Below are 19,678 nucleotides of genomic sequence, written 5' to 3'. Positions count from 1 at the left end.
ACGGCACCCTAGGAAAGCGAAGCCATTCAATACGAAGTATTGTATAAATAGAGAACAGCAGTAAGATATTTTCTAATTGAAAATTATCTTACTGCTGTTTTTTTAGGGATTTATGTCCCAGCCTCTTGTTTATTTTTAATCTTCATCTAAAAAGTCTTTAATAGCTTGTTTATTTGTGTTTTTATTAATCTGTAATGCACTACCATCAGTATTTGTATTGACATCTTCGTATGAGTTCTTGATTGGCACAGTCAATGACTTAACATCTTTTTCACCTCGGATACCAAAACTCAAACCTGTTTGGAAAATCCCTGAATCAGGAATGTTTGTATTCACATAGCCTCTTAAAATACCTGCAACTTTTGGTAATTTAACAACTGTTCTAAAATTAACCATTTCTTTTTTCAATGTTTGCATCACTTGTTGCTGACGTCGCACGCGTCCGAAGTCACCTTCAGGGTCGTGACGGAATCTTGCATAACCAAGTAATTCTTTACCATTCAACCTATGGTTACCCTTTTTCAAAGATACACCAATATTTTTCGACATATCTTTTTCGACATTAATTGGTACACCTTCAGGCATTAATTCATCAATCATTTTCTCAAATCCAGTAAAATCAACTACTGCATAATATTCAGGATTAATTCCTAAATTTTTATCAAGTGTTTTTCTAAGTAGCTCTGGACCACCTAAAACGTATGCTGAATTAATTTTGTGTTTTCCATATCCTGGAATATCTGCATAAATATCACGCATGACAGACATCATTTTCATCTTTTTATTGATAAAGTCATATTGAACAACCATGATAGAATCTGTTCTTGATTGTCCACCTTGTGCTTTATCTGCACCGAGTACAAGAATAGAAATTTTACCATCATTTTTTACTGGTCCATTAAATTGATGTACTTTAACATCTTTCGCATGTTTCTTGGCATATTCTACACCGCTATTGTAACTATGTACAATATATACAACTAATGCGATAAGTAAAATTACAACAATCAGAAGAATGATAGGTAATTTCCTAATTTTCTTCTTCTTTTTTCGCTTAGGCGCCGAAGTGCGATGTTCACTTTGACGTCTATATTCGTTGTCATTAGTTTCTTTATCCATATTTACCTACCTTATATCTTCAAAAATAGATTTTTGTGTACTATAATAATCACATATTAACGTTATATAAAAACAATTCAAAAAGCAAGTGATTTCTTAATAAATCGTACTAAGGTCTAATGAAAGGATGTCAAAAATGAATATTAATACAGCTTATTTTGCCGGAGGTTGCTTTTGGTGTATGACGAAACCATTTGACACCTTTGACGGCATAGAAAAAGTAACTTCTGGATATATGGGCGGACATATTGAAAATCCTACTTACGAACAAGTAAAATCAGGTACGAGTGGTCATTTAGAAACTGTTGAAATTCAATATGATGTTGCATTATTCTCATACAATAAGTTATTAGAAATATTTTTCTCAGTCATTGACCCATTAGATACAGGTGGTCAATATCAAGACCGTGGTCCTCAATATCAAACAGCTATTTTCTACACTAATGATCATCAAAAAGAACTCGCTGAGACTTATATCGAGCAGCTTAAAAATACGATTAATGCTGATAAGGCAATTGCAACAAAAATATTACCAGCGTCACAATTTTACAAAGCCGAAGACTATCACCAAGATTTTTATAAGAAAAATCCAGAGCGCTATGCAGAAGAACAAAAAATACGCCAAGAATACAAAAATAAGCAATAACATTTATACTTGATGAAACTGATTGGACTGATAATAAAAGTTAGGCGACTTAACTTTAGCTCATTTCAATATTAAAATACGGTACAGATAGGAAACTTAAATATTCTTATCTGTACCGTTTTTTATAAATCATTCTTTATAGAAACCAAAAAATCCAAGCGCATCAGGCATAACTGTATACCTCTTAGCACTTGGATTTTAATTATTTGTGACGTATTACACGCATTACTTTAGAAAGTGATTCCCAAAGCGAATTATCTTTACGATAAACTAAAAAGCGTGGTTCCCAATTCGGATTATATTTAGATTTATAACGACGTAATCCTTGGAAACGATATAGACCGTTGAAATGTTCAAAGACACGGCCTGCAAGTCGTTCTCTTAAATATGAATAATGCAATTGACCAACGTTCGATAACGTTGCCATACCCATATTAAATTTTGTATAACCTTGTTCTTTACTCCAAAGTAACATATGCAAGTATAGACCATCCATTAATGGTAAATCTAACTCTGGCAACCATCTAATTAAATCGACTGAAATGGCATCATTAAAGTATGTTGGCATTAAACTACAAAATGCAATTACTTCATTTTCTTCATTTCGCATTACACCAATTGGCGCTTTAGATAAGTATTCTTCATTAAATTGACCAACAGAGAAATGCATTTCCTGACGATTATCTAGCCATAAATCACTTACATGTTGAAGTTCATTTATAAATTCAGTTGAAAACGGTGGTTCAATAATTTCGAACGAAATATTAAGTTCATCGAATTTATTTAAAGTCGCTCTAAATCCACGGCGTTTTTTACCTGAAGTTGAAAATTGCGTTAAATCAATAATTGCTTCTTCACCTAATTTGAAAAATTGGTTACCGAAATTATGATATAAAGGCATGTGTTGATCTGTAACTTGATAGAATATAACATCATAGCCTAAATACTCAGCGTAATTATAGAATGCTTCTAACAATTCATCAAAGGCATTTTCATCACCTAACGGATCTCCAAGAACCACTAATGAACTTGCTTTATAACGATACATTAAAAATGCTGTTTTATTTTCATTAGTGAAAAACTGCTTGTCACCACTATATATCAAGTGACTCAAATAATTACCGCCGTACTGATTAATAATCTCCTCGCAATCTTCAATTTTAGAAGAAATACGTACTTTGCTAAATTGATAATCAAACAACCATGCAATCATACCTATGATGATAGCGATGATTAAAATCGTAAGCCAGAAGTAATAGCGCAATACAGATGTATGCATTTCAATCGTATAAATATCTAATGCATATAACGTTCCAGCAATAAATATATGGTTAACATATAAAATAAATAAACTGAATAAAAGCATTGCAACTATATTTCTCATTCTTACTGGGCGTTTCAACCTACGTGCTCTACGGAAAGCTACAATAAGCAGAACAAAAATAATAGCTAACCATGTTATTAAAATATATGAAGCGTAAGTGAAGAATGTCGCCACTGTGATTAATAAAATTGAAATCATAGCAAAGATAATGGCACGTCTACTTTGCTTATAAATACCAACTACATTCAGTAAAAGTAATAAACAAGCACTAGTATGAATTGCCAATAGAATATAATACGTTAAGTGATTTCCATCATATAAAGCATCGTAAACAATCGTTAAGTTATTTACAAAAAAGATCATACTTGTAAAGAATACTAAAATTGCTAATGATAATGATGGAATTTTAGCAATAATATCCTTTTGATAAGACATTAAAAATGACGTAACATCTTTAGCAGGAATAAAGTATTTAGATCCCTCAATGTACTTCTTAGCTGATGTACCAAATTCAAATGATGATAAAATTAATGCAATAATTACCGGTACAAAATAGTACGCAAAACGATATAGAAGTAGCATTAATAATACTTTTTCCTCAGGGACACCTAAAGTTTTAAATCCTAGTAATACAACTAAATCGAAAGCGCCGAAACCACCAGGAATAAAGCTGACTAAACCTGATAATGCAGCAATGATAAATATTGCAATAAAGGACATGAATGATACATGAGCGTCAACAATTACACCACAGAAATATAATACAACTGCAGCTGCTAACCATTCAACACACGACACTAAAGTGCAGTACAATCCTACAAAACGATTGTTTTTATCGGGTGGTCTAACCATTGAATAAATAATGAATAATGGTAAGAAAAATGACACTACATATAATACCCATCTTACCCATGTAATCTTATCTAAGATTAAAGATGCATCGAAAACATGGAATACAATTAGCAATGATAATAAGCTTAAACCTGTCAACATTGAAATAAGTATTAAGGATATAAAGTGAACTAATTTCTTTTTATCATGCGTATAGTTTTTATAAACCATTGCTCTAACGCCTGCACCAATAAAGCCACCGAAACCTACAATCGCATTCAATGCATTGATGATATAACTTACTCTTAAAACTTTGCCTAAGGATATATCCATTTTTAAAGCTCTAGATAAAATCACATCATACATTGATAGAATAACAAGCGATGCCCCACCACCAATAAATAGTAACACTAAGGACATACGGTTAATCTTACTAAATTCAACCAACGTATCTTTAAAGTTAATACCAGATAACTCCCGATACAATGTGATTGCTACAAAAATAAATAAAGCTGTAGCAAACGTAATTTTTAAGATTGAAAATATTTTGTTTTTAACTTCCTGATTCATTTTTTCACATCAATTCTAATTATTTCTGTTATAAATCAAAATATATCATATAAACCATAAAAATAGCATATCATTTACCTTTGATTTATATAACACTTTTGTCATATTGATATCTGTATTAAGAAGTAAATAGAAAATATTTCTATCTCAAACAGAACAATATGGTTATCTATACTGATTCATATTTAACATAAAGAAAATGATGAATCAATACTTATGAAAAATATTATTAATTAACAGCCGATTATGAGTGCTTCTTAATATATTAAAAATACCACTTATTTTTATTTTCGACATAATAATGAAGTACTAATCAAGTGGCAAATACTCGTTTCATTATGCATGTGCTTTATAAACGGCTAAACTTTCGTAAAAATTTATAAGCTAAACATGTGCTGATAATCATAAATGTAACTGCCCAACATTATAAGCACCATAAAAAATACCAACAAACATATAGTCATTGGTATTTTTTATTACTTATTCAACTATTTTATTACTTTCTTTAATATCATATTCACCTACATCATTACCATAGAAACGATTGTATCGACGTTTAAATAATTGGAATAAATGAGTAACTAATACTTTTAAAATAGCATATCCCGGAATACCTAAAATAACGCCTACAATACCAAGCAATTTGCCTGCACACAGTAAAATGAAAATGATTGTAAGTGGATGAATCTTAAGTGTTTTACCCATGATATTTGGTGAAATGAAGTGCCCTTCAACAAATTGTACTAAAGTCCATACTACTGCTAATTTTAAGAGCATCCACGGCGATGTTATAGCAGCTATTACAATAGCTGGAGAAATCGCTATAGTAGGCCCTAAATATGGTACAACACTTGTAACTGCCGCAATACTAGCTAATACTAAGCTATATTTCAACCCGATAACCGAATAACCGATAAACAACAGTATACCGATACAGAATGAAACGATAATTTGTCCTTGAATGTATGAACCAACTTGAACACTCATTTTTTCAAGTAGATCATGAAAATCTTTTCGGAATTTCGGTGGCATAATATTCGTTGAAAATTCTTTGAAGTGATGTCCATCTTTAAGCATAAAGAATAGTACAAATGGTGTTGTGACAATCACAACGCCAATATTAGCAATCGTTTCTGCAAACGTTGCAATTTTAGACCCAAAGCCATCTGTAAATTCACTTAACATAGATGGTATTTTCTTAGGTAAAGAATTTAACCAATCATTAATTTGACTATAATACGAAGAGAAAAACGTATTATTTGCTATTTTATCAATAGAATTAATTAATTTTTCTAGATATTGCGGTGAATTTTTAACTAAACTATCTACTTGCGAACCAATAATAGGTATCAATAAATTAACAATTAACGTAATAACACCTACTACAGCTAGATAAATAATAGAAATACCTGCAACTCTTGGTATTCTATAACGTTCCATCATATTTACGATTGGGTTAAATAGATAGAATAGAATTAAAGAGACGATGATAGGTGCTGCTATCGTCTTAAAAACGATGATAAAAGGATCAAAAACATATGATACTTTTTCGAAAATAAAAATAACAATACCCAACAATACTAGCGCTATTAATGAGAAGACTAAATCATTCCCACCAACAAACTTCATATACCGTGATTCGGTAAATTTTAAAAAATTCTTTCTTATATTCTTTTCATTTTCATTCAATTATAGATTCACCACCACTTAAAATATTCATAAGATGTTGTATAAAAACAGTCCACTTATGTAAAATTACTAACATCAATGATACCATACAAATACCCTTTACAGTAACGAAACGCCCGTGTAATACACTTAATTTAGGATTGATTAATCCTTTCTTCAAAATGATGAATGTGTAATGTTAAATATATAATTTCAGACTCACTGATATTAACATCAAATTGTTTTTGTATCATAGTTAAAATTTTATATGCTGTGTTATAGCAAATCGGATAGTGATTTTTAATCATAGACACAAAATCATCTTGTGCATGTATATATTCTTTTCTTCTTAATCGGCGAATTAAAAATTGTACGTGCCTTATAAAACGTTGGTATTGTAATGATTCCTTATCAACAGTTGTCACAAGGTCTGATTCAATGATATCTATACCTTTTTTAATAACATTATTGATCAAGGTCATCTCATGCATAGATAAATCTTCTGTATTAGATGCAATATGTAATGCAATAAATCCTATCTCATCTTCAGGAAAATGTACATCTAATGCTGCATTTAACTGATCAATCACCTGTTTAGCAATATGATATGCATCACTATATAACTGCATAGTTTCCATAACAAATGGATTGCTAATAACTTGATTTTGTTTTAAGCGTTTATAAGCAAATATAATATGATCCGTTAATGAAACTACAAGTTGTTTTGAATCAACATTCATCGCAGTATTAGAAATAAAATTCAACGAATCAATAATTACTTGTAATACATTATCATCAGCGATTTCAACTAAACTTTTATAATGTGCTTTTTGTTGCTCACTTTCTAATTTATAAATTTTCTCTATTGTAATAGTTTGGTCGTTTAACGCCATTCCCTCTTTTTTGTTAAAACCAATACCTTTACCGATTAAAATAACTTCTTGATCATTATTAGTACATACTACGACATTGTTGTTCAATGTTTTAGTAACAATATATTCTCCCATTATCATCACCTATTTTTCTATTATTAAGATTATATATCGGAAATGTCTAACTTGAAAGTATAATAATTTAAATACTTGTGTTCTATTACACGCCTATCCTATATGATATATCTTAATTTAATTTCGATGTCTCTCAAAGTGGAATAACTATAATAAAAAAATCTGACTCCCATATTTACAAATAATTCTATTTATTTATATATTATCTGAATTAATACTCAATACAAACTAAAACGCACTATTAAATTGTGCAAAACTAAAATAAATTTATATTCATCTATCCAACAATATGTCTTATAAATGGTATAGTCTTTGCACACCAATGGAGGAAATAAATCTCAACCTTACTATATTAATATATAATCAAATCTTAGATTAACTAGTGTAATGATACAGATGATTATTGAGTACAAATTTAAAACCCTGAGATTTTCGCTTTAATTTGAAAACCTCAGGGTTTATTTGATTTTTATATAATGAATCGTTACATTAAAAATATTTATTTATCAGAGTTCTTATATTTGTTAGCGCCCCAAGCACTAATTCCAAATAAGTTAATTTCTAAGTTTTCAGGTTTAAAGACAGGGTTCTTGCCTTCTTTTTTCTGCTTTTGATAATCTTTCATCAATGCAAAAGCTACATTGGACAGTCCTATAATGGAAATAATGTTTACAATTGTCATTAAGCCCATAAATAAGTCTGCCGTATTCCATACTGTTTCTGTTTTTACAACTGCACCGACAAAGACAAGTACTACAACAAGACATCTAAAGATAAATAATATCACACGATTTGTTGATAAAAATTCAATATTAGATTGACCGTAATAGTAATTACCTACAACAGATGAAAATGCAAACAGTGTAACTGCTATTGTTAAGAAAATACCTCCAGCAGAACCTAAATGCTCATTAAGTGCTGATTGAGTAACTGCAACACCTTGAGGTGCGTTATCACCAAATTTCAATCCTGAATATAGTAAAATCATGATTGCAGTTGCTGTACAAACCAACATTGTATCAAAGAACACACCTAATGATTGGATTAAACCTTGCTTAACAGGGTGTGGTACGGCAGCAGTTGCCGCTGCATTCGGCGCAGAACCCATACCAGCTTCGTTAGAGAATAAACCACGTTTGATACCTTGAAGAACCGCAGCACCTACAGCGCCACCAGTTACTTGTTCGATACCAAATGCACTTTTAATAATCGTACCTATCATAGGAACAATTTGATCTAAATTAAATAGCAATATTACTAAAACCATACCAATGTAAATGATAGCCATAATCGGTACAATTAACGAAGATAACGTAGCAATACTACGTACACCACCAAATATAATAATAGCTGTTACGATTGCTAAAATAATACCTGTGATTACTGGACTAATATTATATTGCGTATTTAACGACTCCGCAATTGTATTAGATTGCACTGTGTTAAATACAAATGCAAATGTAATTGTAATTAAAATCGCAAATACGATACCTAGCCATTTTTGATTTAAACCTTTAGTAATATAGTAAGCTGGACCACCACGGAATCCACCATCTTTATCATGTACTTTATAAACCTGAGCCAAAGTCGCTTCTATAAATGCACTCGCTGCACCTATAAATGCAATAACCCACATCCAAAACACTGCACCTGGACCGCCTAAAACAATCGCAGTCGCAACACCAGCAATATTACCAGTACCAACTCTCGAACCAGCACTAATCGCAAATGCTTGGAATGGCGAAATACCCTTCTTACCATCTTCTAAAGTTTCTGGACGTTCTACTAAAGCTCTAAACATTTCAGGTAACATTCGTAATTGAACGAATTTAGAACTAATTGTAAAGAAGAATCCAGCTGTCAATAATAGACCAATTAAATATTGAGACCATATTAAATCGGTACCAACATGGACAAATTCTTTAAACCATCCAGGAATTAAACTATCGAAATCTTTCAAAATAAACCCCTCGCATCCTCTACATGAATCATGCACCTTCTATAAAATTAGACCGAATTGAAACTTCAGTAAATATAGAGATACATCATCATTTCTTATACAATACAAGAGATTTATATTAGTTTGGTCAAAGTCTATCGCTAATTTAACGATAAGTACTTGGTCAGCATTTAATATAAATCCCTTGAATTTAGTCAAAATTTAACATTACTGTATTTTATCATTTAATTTCGTGATTGCATATAGTTTTTAGCTAATATACATGTCTATTACTTCACCAAAATCATCTGTATCTACAATGAATGAGCCATTTGTATATTGTTCAGATTTATGAATATCATTAATTAAACCATGTTCTTCATTTGATTTTGAATATAATGTATATTGACTATGTTCACCTGTCACTACATGTGCAGCTACTATACGATGTGGATTTTTCTTTAATTCTTTTAATAAAGTTATTCCACGTTGTGCTCTTTTAGCAACTTGTAAGATTTTAAAACTAATACGTTTTAACGAGCCGCGTTGTGTGGCCATCAATATAGTATCATTTTCAGAAACACCTTCTGTCATAACAACGAAATCTTCAGCTTTAAGATTTATTGATTTAACACCAGCTGCCCTTAATCCGGTATCTGATAGTTCACTTGTATTATACGTTAATGACATACCTTTATTAGTAATGACGGTAATTAATTGATCTTTTTCAAAGCGCATAACACTAATCAAATCATCATTTTCTTTAACTTTAGTAGCAATTAAAGGTTTATTAAAACGCGTTGTTTTAAATAGAGGCACTGTACTTTTCTTAATCATGCCATTTTGAGTCGCAAAAACATAAAATGCATCTGTATTAAAGTCCTTTTCATTAAAGACATTAATAACCACTTCATCTTCTTCGATAGGAACTATTTGTGATACATGTTGCCCCAATTCTTTCCAACGAATATCTGCTAATTTATGAACCGGTATAAATAGATAACGACCTTTATTTGTAAATACTAGTACGGTATCTTGCGTATTTACTTCTTGATGTTTAAGTAAACTGTCACCATCTTTTAAACCAATATCTTCAACACCGCTAGCATTAAAGCTACGAATAGAAGTACGTTTAATATATCCATGACGTGTCATACTTAAAATAACTTCTTCACTAGGCACCATAACTTCTTTGTCAATTTTAATTTCTTCAATTTCTGCTTCAATTAAAGACAGTCGTTCAGATTTGAATTTCTTTTTAATTTCATTCAATTCTTCTTTTATGACATTCAATAATGCATCATGGTTATCAAGAATATGACGTAATTGTTTGATTAATGCTTCAAGTTCTTTATGTTCACCTTCAAGCGCAACTATGTCAGTATTTGTTAAACGATATAACTGTAACATTACAATTGCTTCAGCCTGTTCTTCTGTGAACTCGAATACTTCGATAAGGTTTTCTTTAGCGTCACGCTTGTTTTTAGAGCTACGAATCAATTCGATTACTTTATCTAAAATTGACAACGCTTTAATCAAACCTTCAACGATATGCATACGTTTTTCTGCATTATCTAATTCAAACTTCGTTCTATTTGCAACAACCTCAATTTGGTGATTCAAATAACTATCTATAATTTGACGAATACCCATCAATTTTGGACGACCATCACTAATAGCGACCATGTTGAAATTATATGAAATCTGTAAATCAGAGTTTTTATAAAGATAATTTTTGATTGATTCACTGTTCACATCTTTTTTCAATTCAATTGCTATTCGTAAACCAGTTCTATCAGTTTCATCACGTACTTCAACGATACCATCGACTTTTTTGTCAGCACGTAATTCATCGATACGTTTTACTAAGCTACTTTTGTTCACTTCATATGGAATTTCAGTAATAATTAACTGTTTACGTCCATTGCGTAAAGTTTCTTCTTCAACTTTAGAACGAACTATAATTCTACCTTTACCTGATTCATAAGCTTTTTTAATACCATCAACACCTTGAATAATACCACCAGTTGGAAAATCAGGACCTTTAATATATTTCATTAATTGATTGACTGTAATATCCGGATTATCAATATATTTAAGTGTTGCTTGAATCACTTCAGCTAAATTATGTGGTGGTATATCTGTCGCGTAACCTGCAGATATACCTGTAGAACCATTCACTAGTAAGTTAGGAAATCTTGATGGCAATACCATTGGTTCGAGTGTCGTATCATCATAGTTTGGAATGAAAGAAACTGTCTCTTTATTAATATCACGTAATAACTCTTCAGCTAGTAAGCTTAACTTAGCTTCAGTGTAACGCATTGCCGCTGGCGGATCATTATCGATACTACCATTATTACCATGCATTTCTATTAAGACATGTCGTAACTTCCAGTCTTGACTTAAACGGACCATTGCTTCGTACACTGAGGAGTCTCCATGTGGATGATATTGACCAATAACATCACCGACTGTTTTCGCACTTTTACGGAAATTTTTATCGTGTGTATTACCACTTGAATACATTGCATATAAAATACGACGTTGTACTGGTTTTAAACCATCACGAACATCTGGCAATGCACGCTCTTGAATAATATATTTACTATATCTTCCAAAGCGATCACCTAAAACATCTTCAAGTGATAAATCTTGAATTATTTCACTCACTAGATTTCCTCCTCATCAAATTGATCATTTTCAAGCACTTGTACTTCAGAATTATCTAAAATACTTTGGTCCTCTTGCATACCAAACTCAACATGCTTTTCAATCCATTCACGTCTAGGTTGTACTTTGTCACCCATTAATGTTGTTACACGTTTAGATGAACGCACTTCATCTTCAACTTGTACACGAATTAAAGTTCGTGTTTCTGGGTTCATCGTCGTTTCCCATAATTGTTCAGGGTTCATCTCACCCAAACCTTTGTAACGTTGTAACGTGAAGCCTTTACCAAGTTCTTTTTGTAATTTATTAAGCTCTTCGTCTGTCCAAGCGTATTCAACTCGCTTTGTTTTGCCTTTACCTTTTTCCAATTTATAAAGTGGAGGTAAAGCAATAAATACACGACCTGCTTGAACAAGCGGTTTCATATATTTGAAGAAGAATGTTAACAATAGCACTTGAATATGCGCACCATCAGTATCAGCATCAGTCATAATAATTACACGATTATAATTACTATCTTCAATTTTAAAGTCAGTACCAACGCCTGCCCCGATTGTGTAGATAATTGTATTAATTTCTTCATTTTTAAAAATATCTTCTAGACGTGCTTTCTCTGTATTAATTACCTTACCACGTAATGGTAATATCGCTTGGAATTTGCGGTCTCGTCCAAGTTTTGCTGAACCTCCCGCAGAATCACCTTCGACTAAATACAATTCATTTTTTTCAGTGTTTTTACTTTGTGCAGGTGTTAATTTACCAGATAGCAAAGTGTCTTTACGCTTGTTTTTCTTACCTGAACGAGCATCTTCACGAGCTTTACGTGCAGCTTCCCTTGCTTGTTGTGCTTTAATCGCTTTTTTCACAAGTGATTTAGACAATTGTCCTTTTTCTTCTAAATAGAATGGCAATTTGTCTGCAACAACTGAATCAACAGCACTTCTAGCTTCAGAAGTGCCCAATTTAGATTTCGTTTGTCCTTCAAATTGTAATAATTCTTCTGGAATACGTACAGACACAACAGCTGTTAAACCTTCACGAATATCATTACCATCTAAGTTTTTATCTTTTGTTTTAAGTTCATTAATACGACGTGCATAATCATTAAATACACGTGTCATTGCTGTTTTAAAACCAACTTCATGTGTACCACCATCTTTAGTACGTACATTATTTACAAAACTTAAAATACTTTCTGAATATTGATCATTATATTGGAAAGCTACGTCTACCTCTATACCATTTGCTTCACCTGAAAATGTAGCCACGTCATGCAAAACTTCTTTTCCTTCATTGACATAACTAACAAACTCTTTGATTCCTTCTTCATAATGGTAATGCTCTTGACGCTCTTTACCACTGCGTAAATCATTAAGCGTTATTTTTAAATTTTTCAATAAGAACGCAGACTCTTGTAGTCGTTCGCTTAAAACATCAAAATTAAATGATGTAGATGCTTTAAAAATTGTGTCATCAGGTTTAAATGTTACTTTGGTACCTGTTTTCTTAGTTTTACCTTTTTTCACTAAACCAGAAGATGGCGAACCACCGTTTTTAAAACTTTGATGATATATATTACCATCTCGATGGATTTCAACTTCAAGCCATTCACTCAATGCATTTACAACTGAAGCACCAACACCGTGAAGACCACCTGAAGTTTTATAGCCGCCTTGTCCAAATTTACCTCCTGCATGTAAAACAGTAAAGATAACTTCGACTGTCGGTTTACCTGATTTATGTATACCTGTTGGCATACCACGTCCATTATCTTCTATAGAAATACTACCATCTTTATTAATTGTTACATCTATTTCGTTACCGTAACCATTCAATACTTCATCGACGGAGTTATCGACAATTTCATATACTAGATGATGTAATCCCCGTTTATCAGTTGATCCAATATACATACCAGGTCTTTTACGAACTGCTTCTAACCCCTCTAAAACCTGTATTGAATCATCTGAATAATTATTTTGTTTATTCATTGCCAATGATTTCGCCTCCTACAAACGTACGTTCGTTTTTAAAACTATACAATAGTTATTCTTATATAAATCAGCGTAAAATGCAAGTATCAATTAACTTTCATAGCTTAATTCCATATATTAATCCCCGTTTTTAAAATTTTTAGCCGTAATTTAAACGAATATGATAAAATAGTCCTAAGATATTAAAGGATGTGTAATATTTATGATGATAATCGTCATGTTACTACTAAGTTATCTTATCGGCGCTTTCCCAAGTGGATTCGTAATTGGAAAATTATTTTTCAAAAAAGATATTAGACAATTTGGTAGTGGTAATACTGGCGCTACTAATAGCTTTAGAGTATTAGGTCGTCCTGCAGGATTCTTGGTAACATTTCTAGATATTTTCAAAGGGTTCATAACTGTTTTCTTCCCTTTATGGTTACCAGTTCACGCAGATGGCCCTATTAGTACTTTTTTTACAAATGGTTTAATTGTTGGCTTATTCGCTATACTTGGACACGTTTATCCTGTTTATTTAAAATTCCAAGGTGGCAAAGCTGTTGCAACTAGTGCAGGTGTCGTCTTGGGAGTCAATCCGATACTTTTACTAATACTTGCAATTATCTTCTTTATTGTATTGAAGATTTTTAAATATGTTTCTTTAGCAAGTATCGTTGCAGCAATTTGCTGTGTGATTGGCTCGCTTATCATTCAAGACTATATTTTATTAGTCGTTAGTTTCTTAGTTTCAATCATATTGATAATTAGACATCGCTCTAATATCGCAAGGATTTTTAGAGGCGAAGAACCTAAAATAAAATGGATGTAACAATTTTTTGACATTAGTCCATCATTGCATATTTTTTTTGCAGTTGATGGATTATTTTATTTTTGCAAAAACAATTTTTTTAACTTAAAATTCAACTATACTTAGTTTTTTTACAAGAACATTTGAGACCGAGACATAAATCAATGTCATAGGCTCCACAATGTTATATTAGCTTTAGTTAACCGAACGAAATGCGCTTATAACTAGGTTTTTTCAATTCTGGTCGGGGGTCCCAACATAGAAGCTTATGGAAATTCAGCTTACAATAATGAGCAGGTTGGGGTGGGCTCCAACACAGAGAATTTCGATAAGAAATTCCACAAATAATACAAGTTGGCCCACTCCCATTCTGTAATAAATATAGGAGGTCATTGTTATGCAAATAGAACTTACTGATGCAGCAGTAACTTGGTTTAAAAATGAACTAGAGTTGCCTGAAAATAATAAAGTGCTCGTGTTTTTTGTAAGATATGGTGGCGAATTCCAACTCAAGCAAGGATTTAGTCCTGCTTTTACAGTTGAACCAAAGGAAGATGTTGATATTGGCTATGAACAACAATATGACGATTTAAATGTTGTCGTAGCGGAAAAAGATTTGTGGTACTTTGAAGATGACCACATTATTGTAAATGTAGTTGATCACGAAGATGAAATTTCTTATTCCACAAAATAACTAAAATAAAACGAACTTGTTTACACATTCTGATGTGTACTGAACCTCGGAAGTTGTACTTTGGTTTAGCACATCTGATGTTGTATGAACAAGTTCGTTTTTGCTATATATTAGCTTATCTTCACGCTAATTACATTAATGTTAACGTATTGGCTATTTTTTATAGATTAATTGTTAATATTGCCTCTCCAAACATTTACAGTAACTTATAAAGAATCAATACCATCCATTATCTCTACTGTTTTCCCTTCATTATTGAGCGTTTGCACTTTACTATAGGCTTCATGCCAATCTGGGAAATAACGATCCAACCGTATAGGCTTAAAAGTATCTTCTTTAATGCAAATCAATTCTGTGGAACCTGTAGTTGCAAGTTCACCTTTTTCATTAAAAATCTCATATTTATACACTGAACGTAATCTCGAATATTTTTCAACCCAAGTTTTAACTTTAACTTTTTCTGGATAAAAAATAGACTTTTTATAATTGACATTGAGGTCAGTCACAGGTGAAATGATTCCTTGTTTTTCCATATCAGCATAACTAAAACCTAACTTCGATATATAATCCAACCGCGCAACTTCAAACCAAGTTGCATAATTCCCGTGATAAATTACACCCATCTTATCAGTTTCAGCATAACGCGCTTCTATTTCTGTAATACTATATATCATTTTAAGCCTTCTTTCAGTTTAACTTTATATCTCATTCTAACATAAAATACAAGAAGAGGCCGGCCAAGAACACAAAGGTTTTGAACCGACCTATTATATCATAAAGTTTATAGAAGTATTTTTGAGCACTATCAAAGTGCCTCAAATACCGATTAAAATTTTACTGTGATATCTATTTTTTATTGCGCTAATTTATTTCTTAAAACCATTTGTAAAATTCCACCGTGACGATAGTAATCCATTTCAACAAGTGAGTCAAAACGAACCATAGCGTCAAATTCTACCAAATCACCATCTTGCTTCTTAGCAGTAACTTTGACGTAGTCATGTGGTTGAACATTTTCATCAATATTAACAGAAATTTCTTCTGTACCATCTAGACCAAGAGAATCAGCTGATTCACCTTTTTTAAACTCTAATGGTAATACACCCATCATAACTAAATTTGAACGATGGATACGTTCATAACTTTGTGCAATAACTGTTTTAACACCTAATAAGTTTGTACCTTTTGCTGCCCAGTCACGAGATGAACCCATACCATAATCGTTACCAGCTAATACAACTAAACCTGTACCATCTTCTTTATATTTCATTGCAGCATCAAAGATAGGCATTACTTCATTTGTTGGCCAATAAGTTGTAAAACCACCTTCAGTACCTGGCGCTAATTGGTTTTTAATACGTATATTAGCAAACGTACCTCGAACCATTACTTCGTGATTACCACGTCTTGAACCATATGAATTAAATTCACGAATAGGCACTTGATGATCTTGTAAATATTTACCAGCTGGCGTATCTTTACCAATTGCACCTGCTGGAGAGATGTGGTCAGTTGTCACAGAATCACCGAATTTACCCATAACACGTAAACCATTTAATGGAACAATCGTACCCGGTTCTTTAGATAATCCTTGGAAGAATGATGGATTTTGAATGTATGTTGAATTAGGATCAAAGTCATATAGAGGTTGATCAGTTACATCAATCTCATTCCATAATTCGTTGTTATTGTATACGTTATTATATTCTTCAATAAATAATTCAGGTGTTACAACACTATCAACGGTATCTGAAACTTCTTTAATTGATGGCCAAATATCTTTCAAATATACATCTTCACCGTCATTACCTTTACCAATAGGTTCATTTTGTAAATCAATATCAACCGTTCCAGCTAATGCATAAGCAACAACTAACTGTGGTGAAGCTAGGTAATTGGCTTTAACAAGAGGATGGATACGACCTTCAAAGTTACGGTTACCAGATAATACAGATGTCACTAATAGGTCCTCATCAGCAATCGCTTTTTCAATTTCTGGTAATAAAGGACCTGAATTACCGATACAAGTTGTACATCCATAACCAACCAAGTTGAAGCCTAAATCATCTAAATAAGGTTGTAAGCCAGCATCTCTTAAATATCCGGTAACAACTTTTGATCCAGGTGCTAGAGAAGTTTTAACGTATTCAGGAACTTTCAAGCCTTTTTCAACTGCTTTTTTAGCAACTAAACCTGCACCTAACATTACATAAGGGTTAGATGTATTTGTACATGATGTAATTGCTGCTATTGCAATATCACCTGTTTTCATTGTAGCTTTTGATCCATCTTTAAAGTTAATTTCAGCTTTCTTATCAAATTCACTTTTATCTAAACCGTGTCCTTGGTTGCCTGCTGGAGCTGTTACAGAATTTTCAAATGATGATTTCATATCACTTAAGAAAATTAAATCTTGAGGACGTTTTGGTCCTGAAAGCGATGCTTCAACTGTTGATAAATCCAATTCGATAACATCTGTATAATTAGGATCTTCTTTCTCAACATCAAAGAACATATGGTTTTGTTTCAAATATTCTTTTACTAGCGCGATATGTTCGTCTGATCTACCAGTTAACTTCATATATTTAAGAGATTCATCATCAACTGGGAAGAATCCGCAAGTTGCTCCATACTCTGGTGCCATGTTTGCAATTGTAGCACGGTCTGCTAGTGGTAAATGTTGTACACCTGGACCAAAGAACTCCACAAATTTACCAACAACACCTTTTTTACGTAGCTCTTGAGTTACTCTTAACGCTAAATCAGTTGCTGTTGCGCCTTGTGGTAATGAATTTACTAGTCGTACACCAATAACCTCTGGAATTGGGAAATAAGAAGGTTGTCCAAGCATTCCAGCTTCAGCTTCAATACCACCAACACCCCATCCTAGTACGCCAATACCATTTATCATTGTTGTATGTGAATCAGTACCAACTAATGTATCTGGAAATGCAGTTTTTTCACCATCTACATCACGAACATGTACAACACTTGCTAAATATTCTAAGTTAACTTGGTGAACTATTCCAGTTGCAGGAGGAACTGCATTGTAATTATCAAATGCTTTCGTTGCCCAATTTAAAAACTGATAACGTTCATAGTTACGTTCAAATTCTAATTTCATATTACGTTCAAGAGCTTCTGGATTTGCATAGCTATCCACTTGAACTGAGTGGTCAATAACTAAATCCACCGGTACTTCTGGATTAATTTTAGTAATATCTCCCCCAACGTCATCCATTGCTTTACGTAAAGAAGCTAAATCAACTACGGCTGGTACACCTGTGAAATCTTGTAAAATAACACGAGAAGGTTTAAATGGTACCTCGCCTTCATTTCCATCTTTTCCAAACTGACTTAAAGCTTTAATATGATCGTCTGTAATTACAAAATCATCTTCTTGACGAAGTAAAGATTCTAACAAAACACGAATTGAATAAGGTAAATTGGAAACTTTAGTAATACCTTGCTCTTCTACAGCTTTTAAATCATAGTAAGTATAACTTTGGCCATTCAAGTCAAAATGTTTTTTTGATTGCTCTTTAAAATTTGCAGCCATTTAATGATCCCCCTTGATACATTTTTATATTTATATGCCTTGATTAAATTGTATTATTATATTTATTGATAAACAACTCATCATGCTTAGAAAACGCTTAATTTAGGTTTTGACTTTTTAATCAGAGTATATAAGCAAAACTTATCATACAGGTAAGGTGTAATAAGTATTTTTTATTAATTGAGAATAATTATCAATTTCGTGAATGATTCAATTCAATTTTCAAACGTATTATTTCATTGAGCAGAAAGAAAATTGTGGCGCCAAACTTTAATATTTCTTTTCAATGTCATTCTTTTGATGGGAGTGGGACAGAAATGATATTTTCGCAAAATTTATTTCGTCGTCCCACCCCAACTTGCATTGTCTGTAGAAATTGGGAATCCAATTTCTCTTTGTTGGGGCCCATCCCCAACTTGCACATTATTGTAAGCTGACTTTTCGTCAGCTTCTGTGTTGGGGCCCTCACCCCAACTCGCATTGCCTGTAGAATTTCTTTTCGAAATTCTCTGTGTTGGGGCCCCTGACTAGAATTGAAAAAAGCTTGTTACAAGCGCATTTTCGTTCAGTCAACTACTGCCAATATAACTTCGTAGAGTATAGAATATTGATTTATGTCCCAGCCTGAGTTAATTTTTTATAAAAGTATAGTTAATTTGCGTTTATACCGTCAAACTTCACTTTAGCTTTGTCAAACCCCTTTCTATTAAGTTGCGAGAAATAAACCTATCTTAAAATATAAAAAAATCGAGAATTCGTAGTTTAATAACGAAATTCTCGTTCTTATCCTTTTGAATATTCTCAATTTTCCACAAAAACAAACAAGTAGTATATCTGTTCTAGCTACTAGAATGACATACTACT

The 19,678-nt window shown here is 32.3% G+C and carries 13 protein-coding genes; 3 read left to right on the top strand and 10 right to left on the bottom strand.

The window, feature by feature from the left end:
- Positions 1-135: 135 nt before the first annotated feature.
- The gene (locus tag IDG63_RS10740; RefSeq protein ID WP_206176438.1) at positions 136-1,119 is read right to left on the bottom strand and encodes an LCP family protein; all 984 of its coding nucleotides are present in this window, start codon (positions 1,117-1,119) and stop codon (positions 136-138) included.
- Positions 1,120-1,255: 136 nt separating this feature from the next.
- Here IDG63_RS10740 and msrA point away from each other — a divergent pair, with 136 nt between their 5' ends.
- Complete coding sequence (gene msrA, locus IDG63_RS10735; RefSeq protein WP_001024830.1) at positions 1,256-1,765, top strand: peptide-methionine (S)-S-oxide reductase MsrA; 510 nt, start codon at positions 1,256-1,258, stop codon at positions 1,763-1,765.
- Positions 1,766-1,967: 202 nt separating this feature from the next.
- On the opposite strand, the gene mprF is transcribed toward msrA, so the two are convergent.
- From mprF to parE, 7 genes are all read right to left on the bottom strand, one after another.
- Entirely contained in the window at positions 1,968-4,490 is a 2,523-nt protein-coding gene (gene mprF, locus IDG63_RS10730) for a bifunctional lysylphosphatidylglycerol flippase/synthetase MprF (protein WP_001071136.1), read from the bottom strand.
- Between the two features lie 480 nt (positions 4,491-4,970).
- Entirely contained in the window at positions 4,971-6,179 is a 1,209-nt protein-coding gene (cozEb, locus tag IDG63_RS10725) for a cell elongation protein CozEb (protein ID WP_001004752.1), read from the bottom strand.
- On the bottom strand, positions 6,172-6,339 hold the full coding sequence (locus IDG63_RS10720; RefSeq protein ID WP_001788758.1) for a hypothetical protein: 168 nt from the start codon (positions 6,337-6,339) through the stop codon (positions 6,172-6,174). The genes cozEb and IDG63_RS10720 overlap by 8 nt, the downstream gene beginning before the upstream one ends.
- Complete coding sequence (gene glcT, locus IDG63_RS10715) at positions 6,314-7,165, bottom strand: glucose PTS transporter transcription antiterminator GlcT (protein ID WP_000505015.1); 852 nt, start codon at positions 7,163-7,165, stop codon at positions 6,314-6,316. Before glcT ends, IDG63_RS10720 begins: the two co-directional genes overlap by 26 nt.
- Before the next feature lie 499 nt (positions 7,166-7,664).
- On the bottom strand, positions 7,665-9,125 hold the full coding sequence (alsT, locus tag IDG63_RS10710; protein WP_000651162.1) for a glutamine transporter AlsT: 1,461 nt from the start codon (positions 9,123-9,125) through the stop codon (positions 7,665-7,667).
- Positions 9,126-9,374: 249 nt separating this feature from the next.
- Positions 9,375-11,777 (bottom strand): DNA topoisomerase IV subunit A, encoded by a 2,403-nt coding sequence (parC, locus tag IDG63_RS10705; protein WP_001289581.1) that lies wholly within the window; start codon positions 11,775-11,777, stop codon positions 9,375-9,377.
- Entirely contained in the window at positions 11,777-13,768 is a 1,992-nt protein-coding gene (gene parE / locus IDG63_RS10700; protein ID WP_001641474.1) for a DNA topoisomerase IV subunit B, read from the bottom strand. Before parE ends, parC begins: the two co-directional genes overlap by 1 nt.
- A gap of 205 nt (positions 13,769-13,973) precedes the next feature.
- Here parE and plsY point away from each other — a divergent pair, with 205 nt between their 5' ends.
- Together plsY and IDG63_RS10690 are read left to right on the top strand one after the other, a co-directional pair.
- On the top strand, positions 13,974-14,582 hold the full coding sequence (gene plsY, locus IDG63_RS10695; RefSeq protein WP_000972779.1) for a glycerol-3-phosphate 1-O-acyltransferase PlsY: 609 nt from the start codon (positions 13,974-13,976) through the stop codon (positions 14,580-14,582).
- Between the two features lie 376 nt (positions 14,583-14,958).
- Positions 14,959-15,255 (top strand): HesB/YadR/YfhF family protein, encoded by a 297-nt coding sequence (locus tag IDG63_RS10690; RefSeq protein ID WP_001165377.1) that lies wholly within the window; start codon positions 14,959-14,961, stop codon positions 15,253-15,255.
- A 206-nt stretch (positions 15,256-15,461) separates the two neighbouring features.
- Here IDG63_RS10690 and menI read toward each other — a convergent pair whose 3' ends face one another.
- Both menI and acnA read right to left on the bottom strand, forming a co-directional pair.
- On the bottom strand, positions 15,462-15,929 hold the full coding sequence (menI, locus tag IDG63_RS10685; RefSeq protein WP_000640487.1) for a 1,4-dihydroxy-2-naphthoyl-CoA hydrolase MenI: 468 nt from the start codon (positions 15,927-15,929) through the stop codon (positions 15,462-15,464).
- Between the two features lie 179 nt (positions 15,930-16,108).
- The gene (acnA, locus tag IDG63_RS10680) at positions 16,109-18,814 is read right to left on the bottom strand and encodes an aconitate hydratase AcnA (RefSeq protein ID WP_000729744.1); all 2,706 of its coding nucleotides are present in this window, start codon (positions 18,812-18,814) and stop codon (positions 16,109-16,111) included.
- Between the last annotated feature and the right edge of the window lie 864 nt (positions 18,815-19,678).

Source organism: Staphylococcus sp. EG-SA-14 (assembly GCF_017151935.1).
GTDB classification, from domain to species: Bacteria; Bacillota; Bacilli; order Staphylococcales; family Staphylococcaceae; genus Staphylococcus; species Staphylococcus aureus.
This window is presented reverse-complemented; position numbering and strand designations above follow the sequence as displayed.

Excerpts from the sequence above, each read along its gene's own strand:
- IDG63_RS10740 (WP_206176438.1), bottom strand. The coding sequence starts at position 1,119 with ATGGATAAAGAAACTAATGACAACGAATATAGACGTCAAAGTGAACAT.
- mprF (WP_001071136.1), bottom strand. The coding sequence starts at position 4,490 with ATGAATCAGGAAGTTAAAAACAAAATATTTTCAATCTTAAAAATTACG.
- glcT (WP_000505015.1), bottom strand. The coding sequence starts at position 7,165 with ATGGGAGAATATATTGTTACTAAAACATTGAACAACAATGTCGTAGTA.
- IDG63_RS10690 (WP_001165377.1), top strand. The coding sequence starts at position 14,959 with ATGCAAATAGAACTTACTGATGCAGCAGTAACTTGGTTTAAAAATGAA.
- menI (WP_000640487.1), bottom strand. The coding sequence starts at position 15,929 with ATGATATATAGTATTACAGAAATAGAAGCGCGTTATGCTGAAACTGAT.
- parE (WP_001641474.1), bottom strand. The coding sequence starts at position 13,768 with ATGAATAAACAAAATAATTATTCAGATGATTCAATACAGGTTTTAGAG.
- acnA (WP_000729744.1), bottom strand. The coding sequence starts at position 18,814 with ATGGCTGCAAATTTTAAAGAGCAATCAAAAAAACATTTTGACTTGAAT.
- plsY (WP_000972779.1), top strand. The coding sequence starts at position 13,974 with ATGATGATAATCGTCATGTTACTACTAAGTTATCTTATCGGCGCTTTC.
- msrA (WP_001024830.1), top strand. The coding sequence starts at position 1,256 with ATGAATATTAATACAGCTTATTTTGCCGGAGGTTGCTTTTGGTGTATG.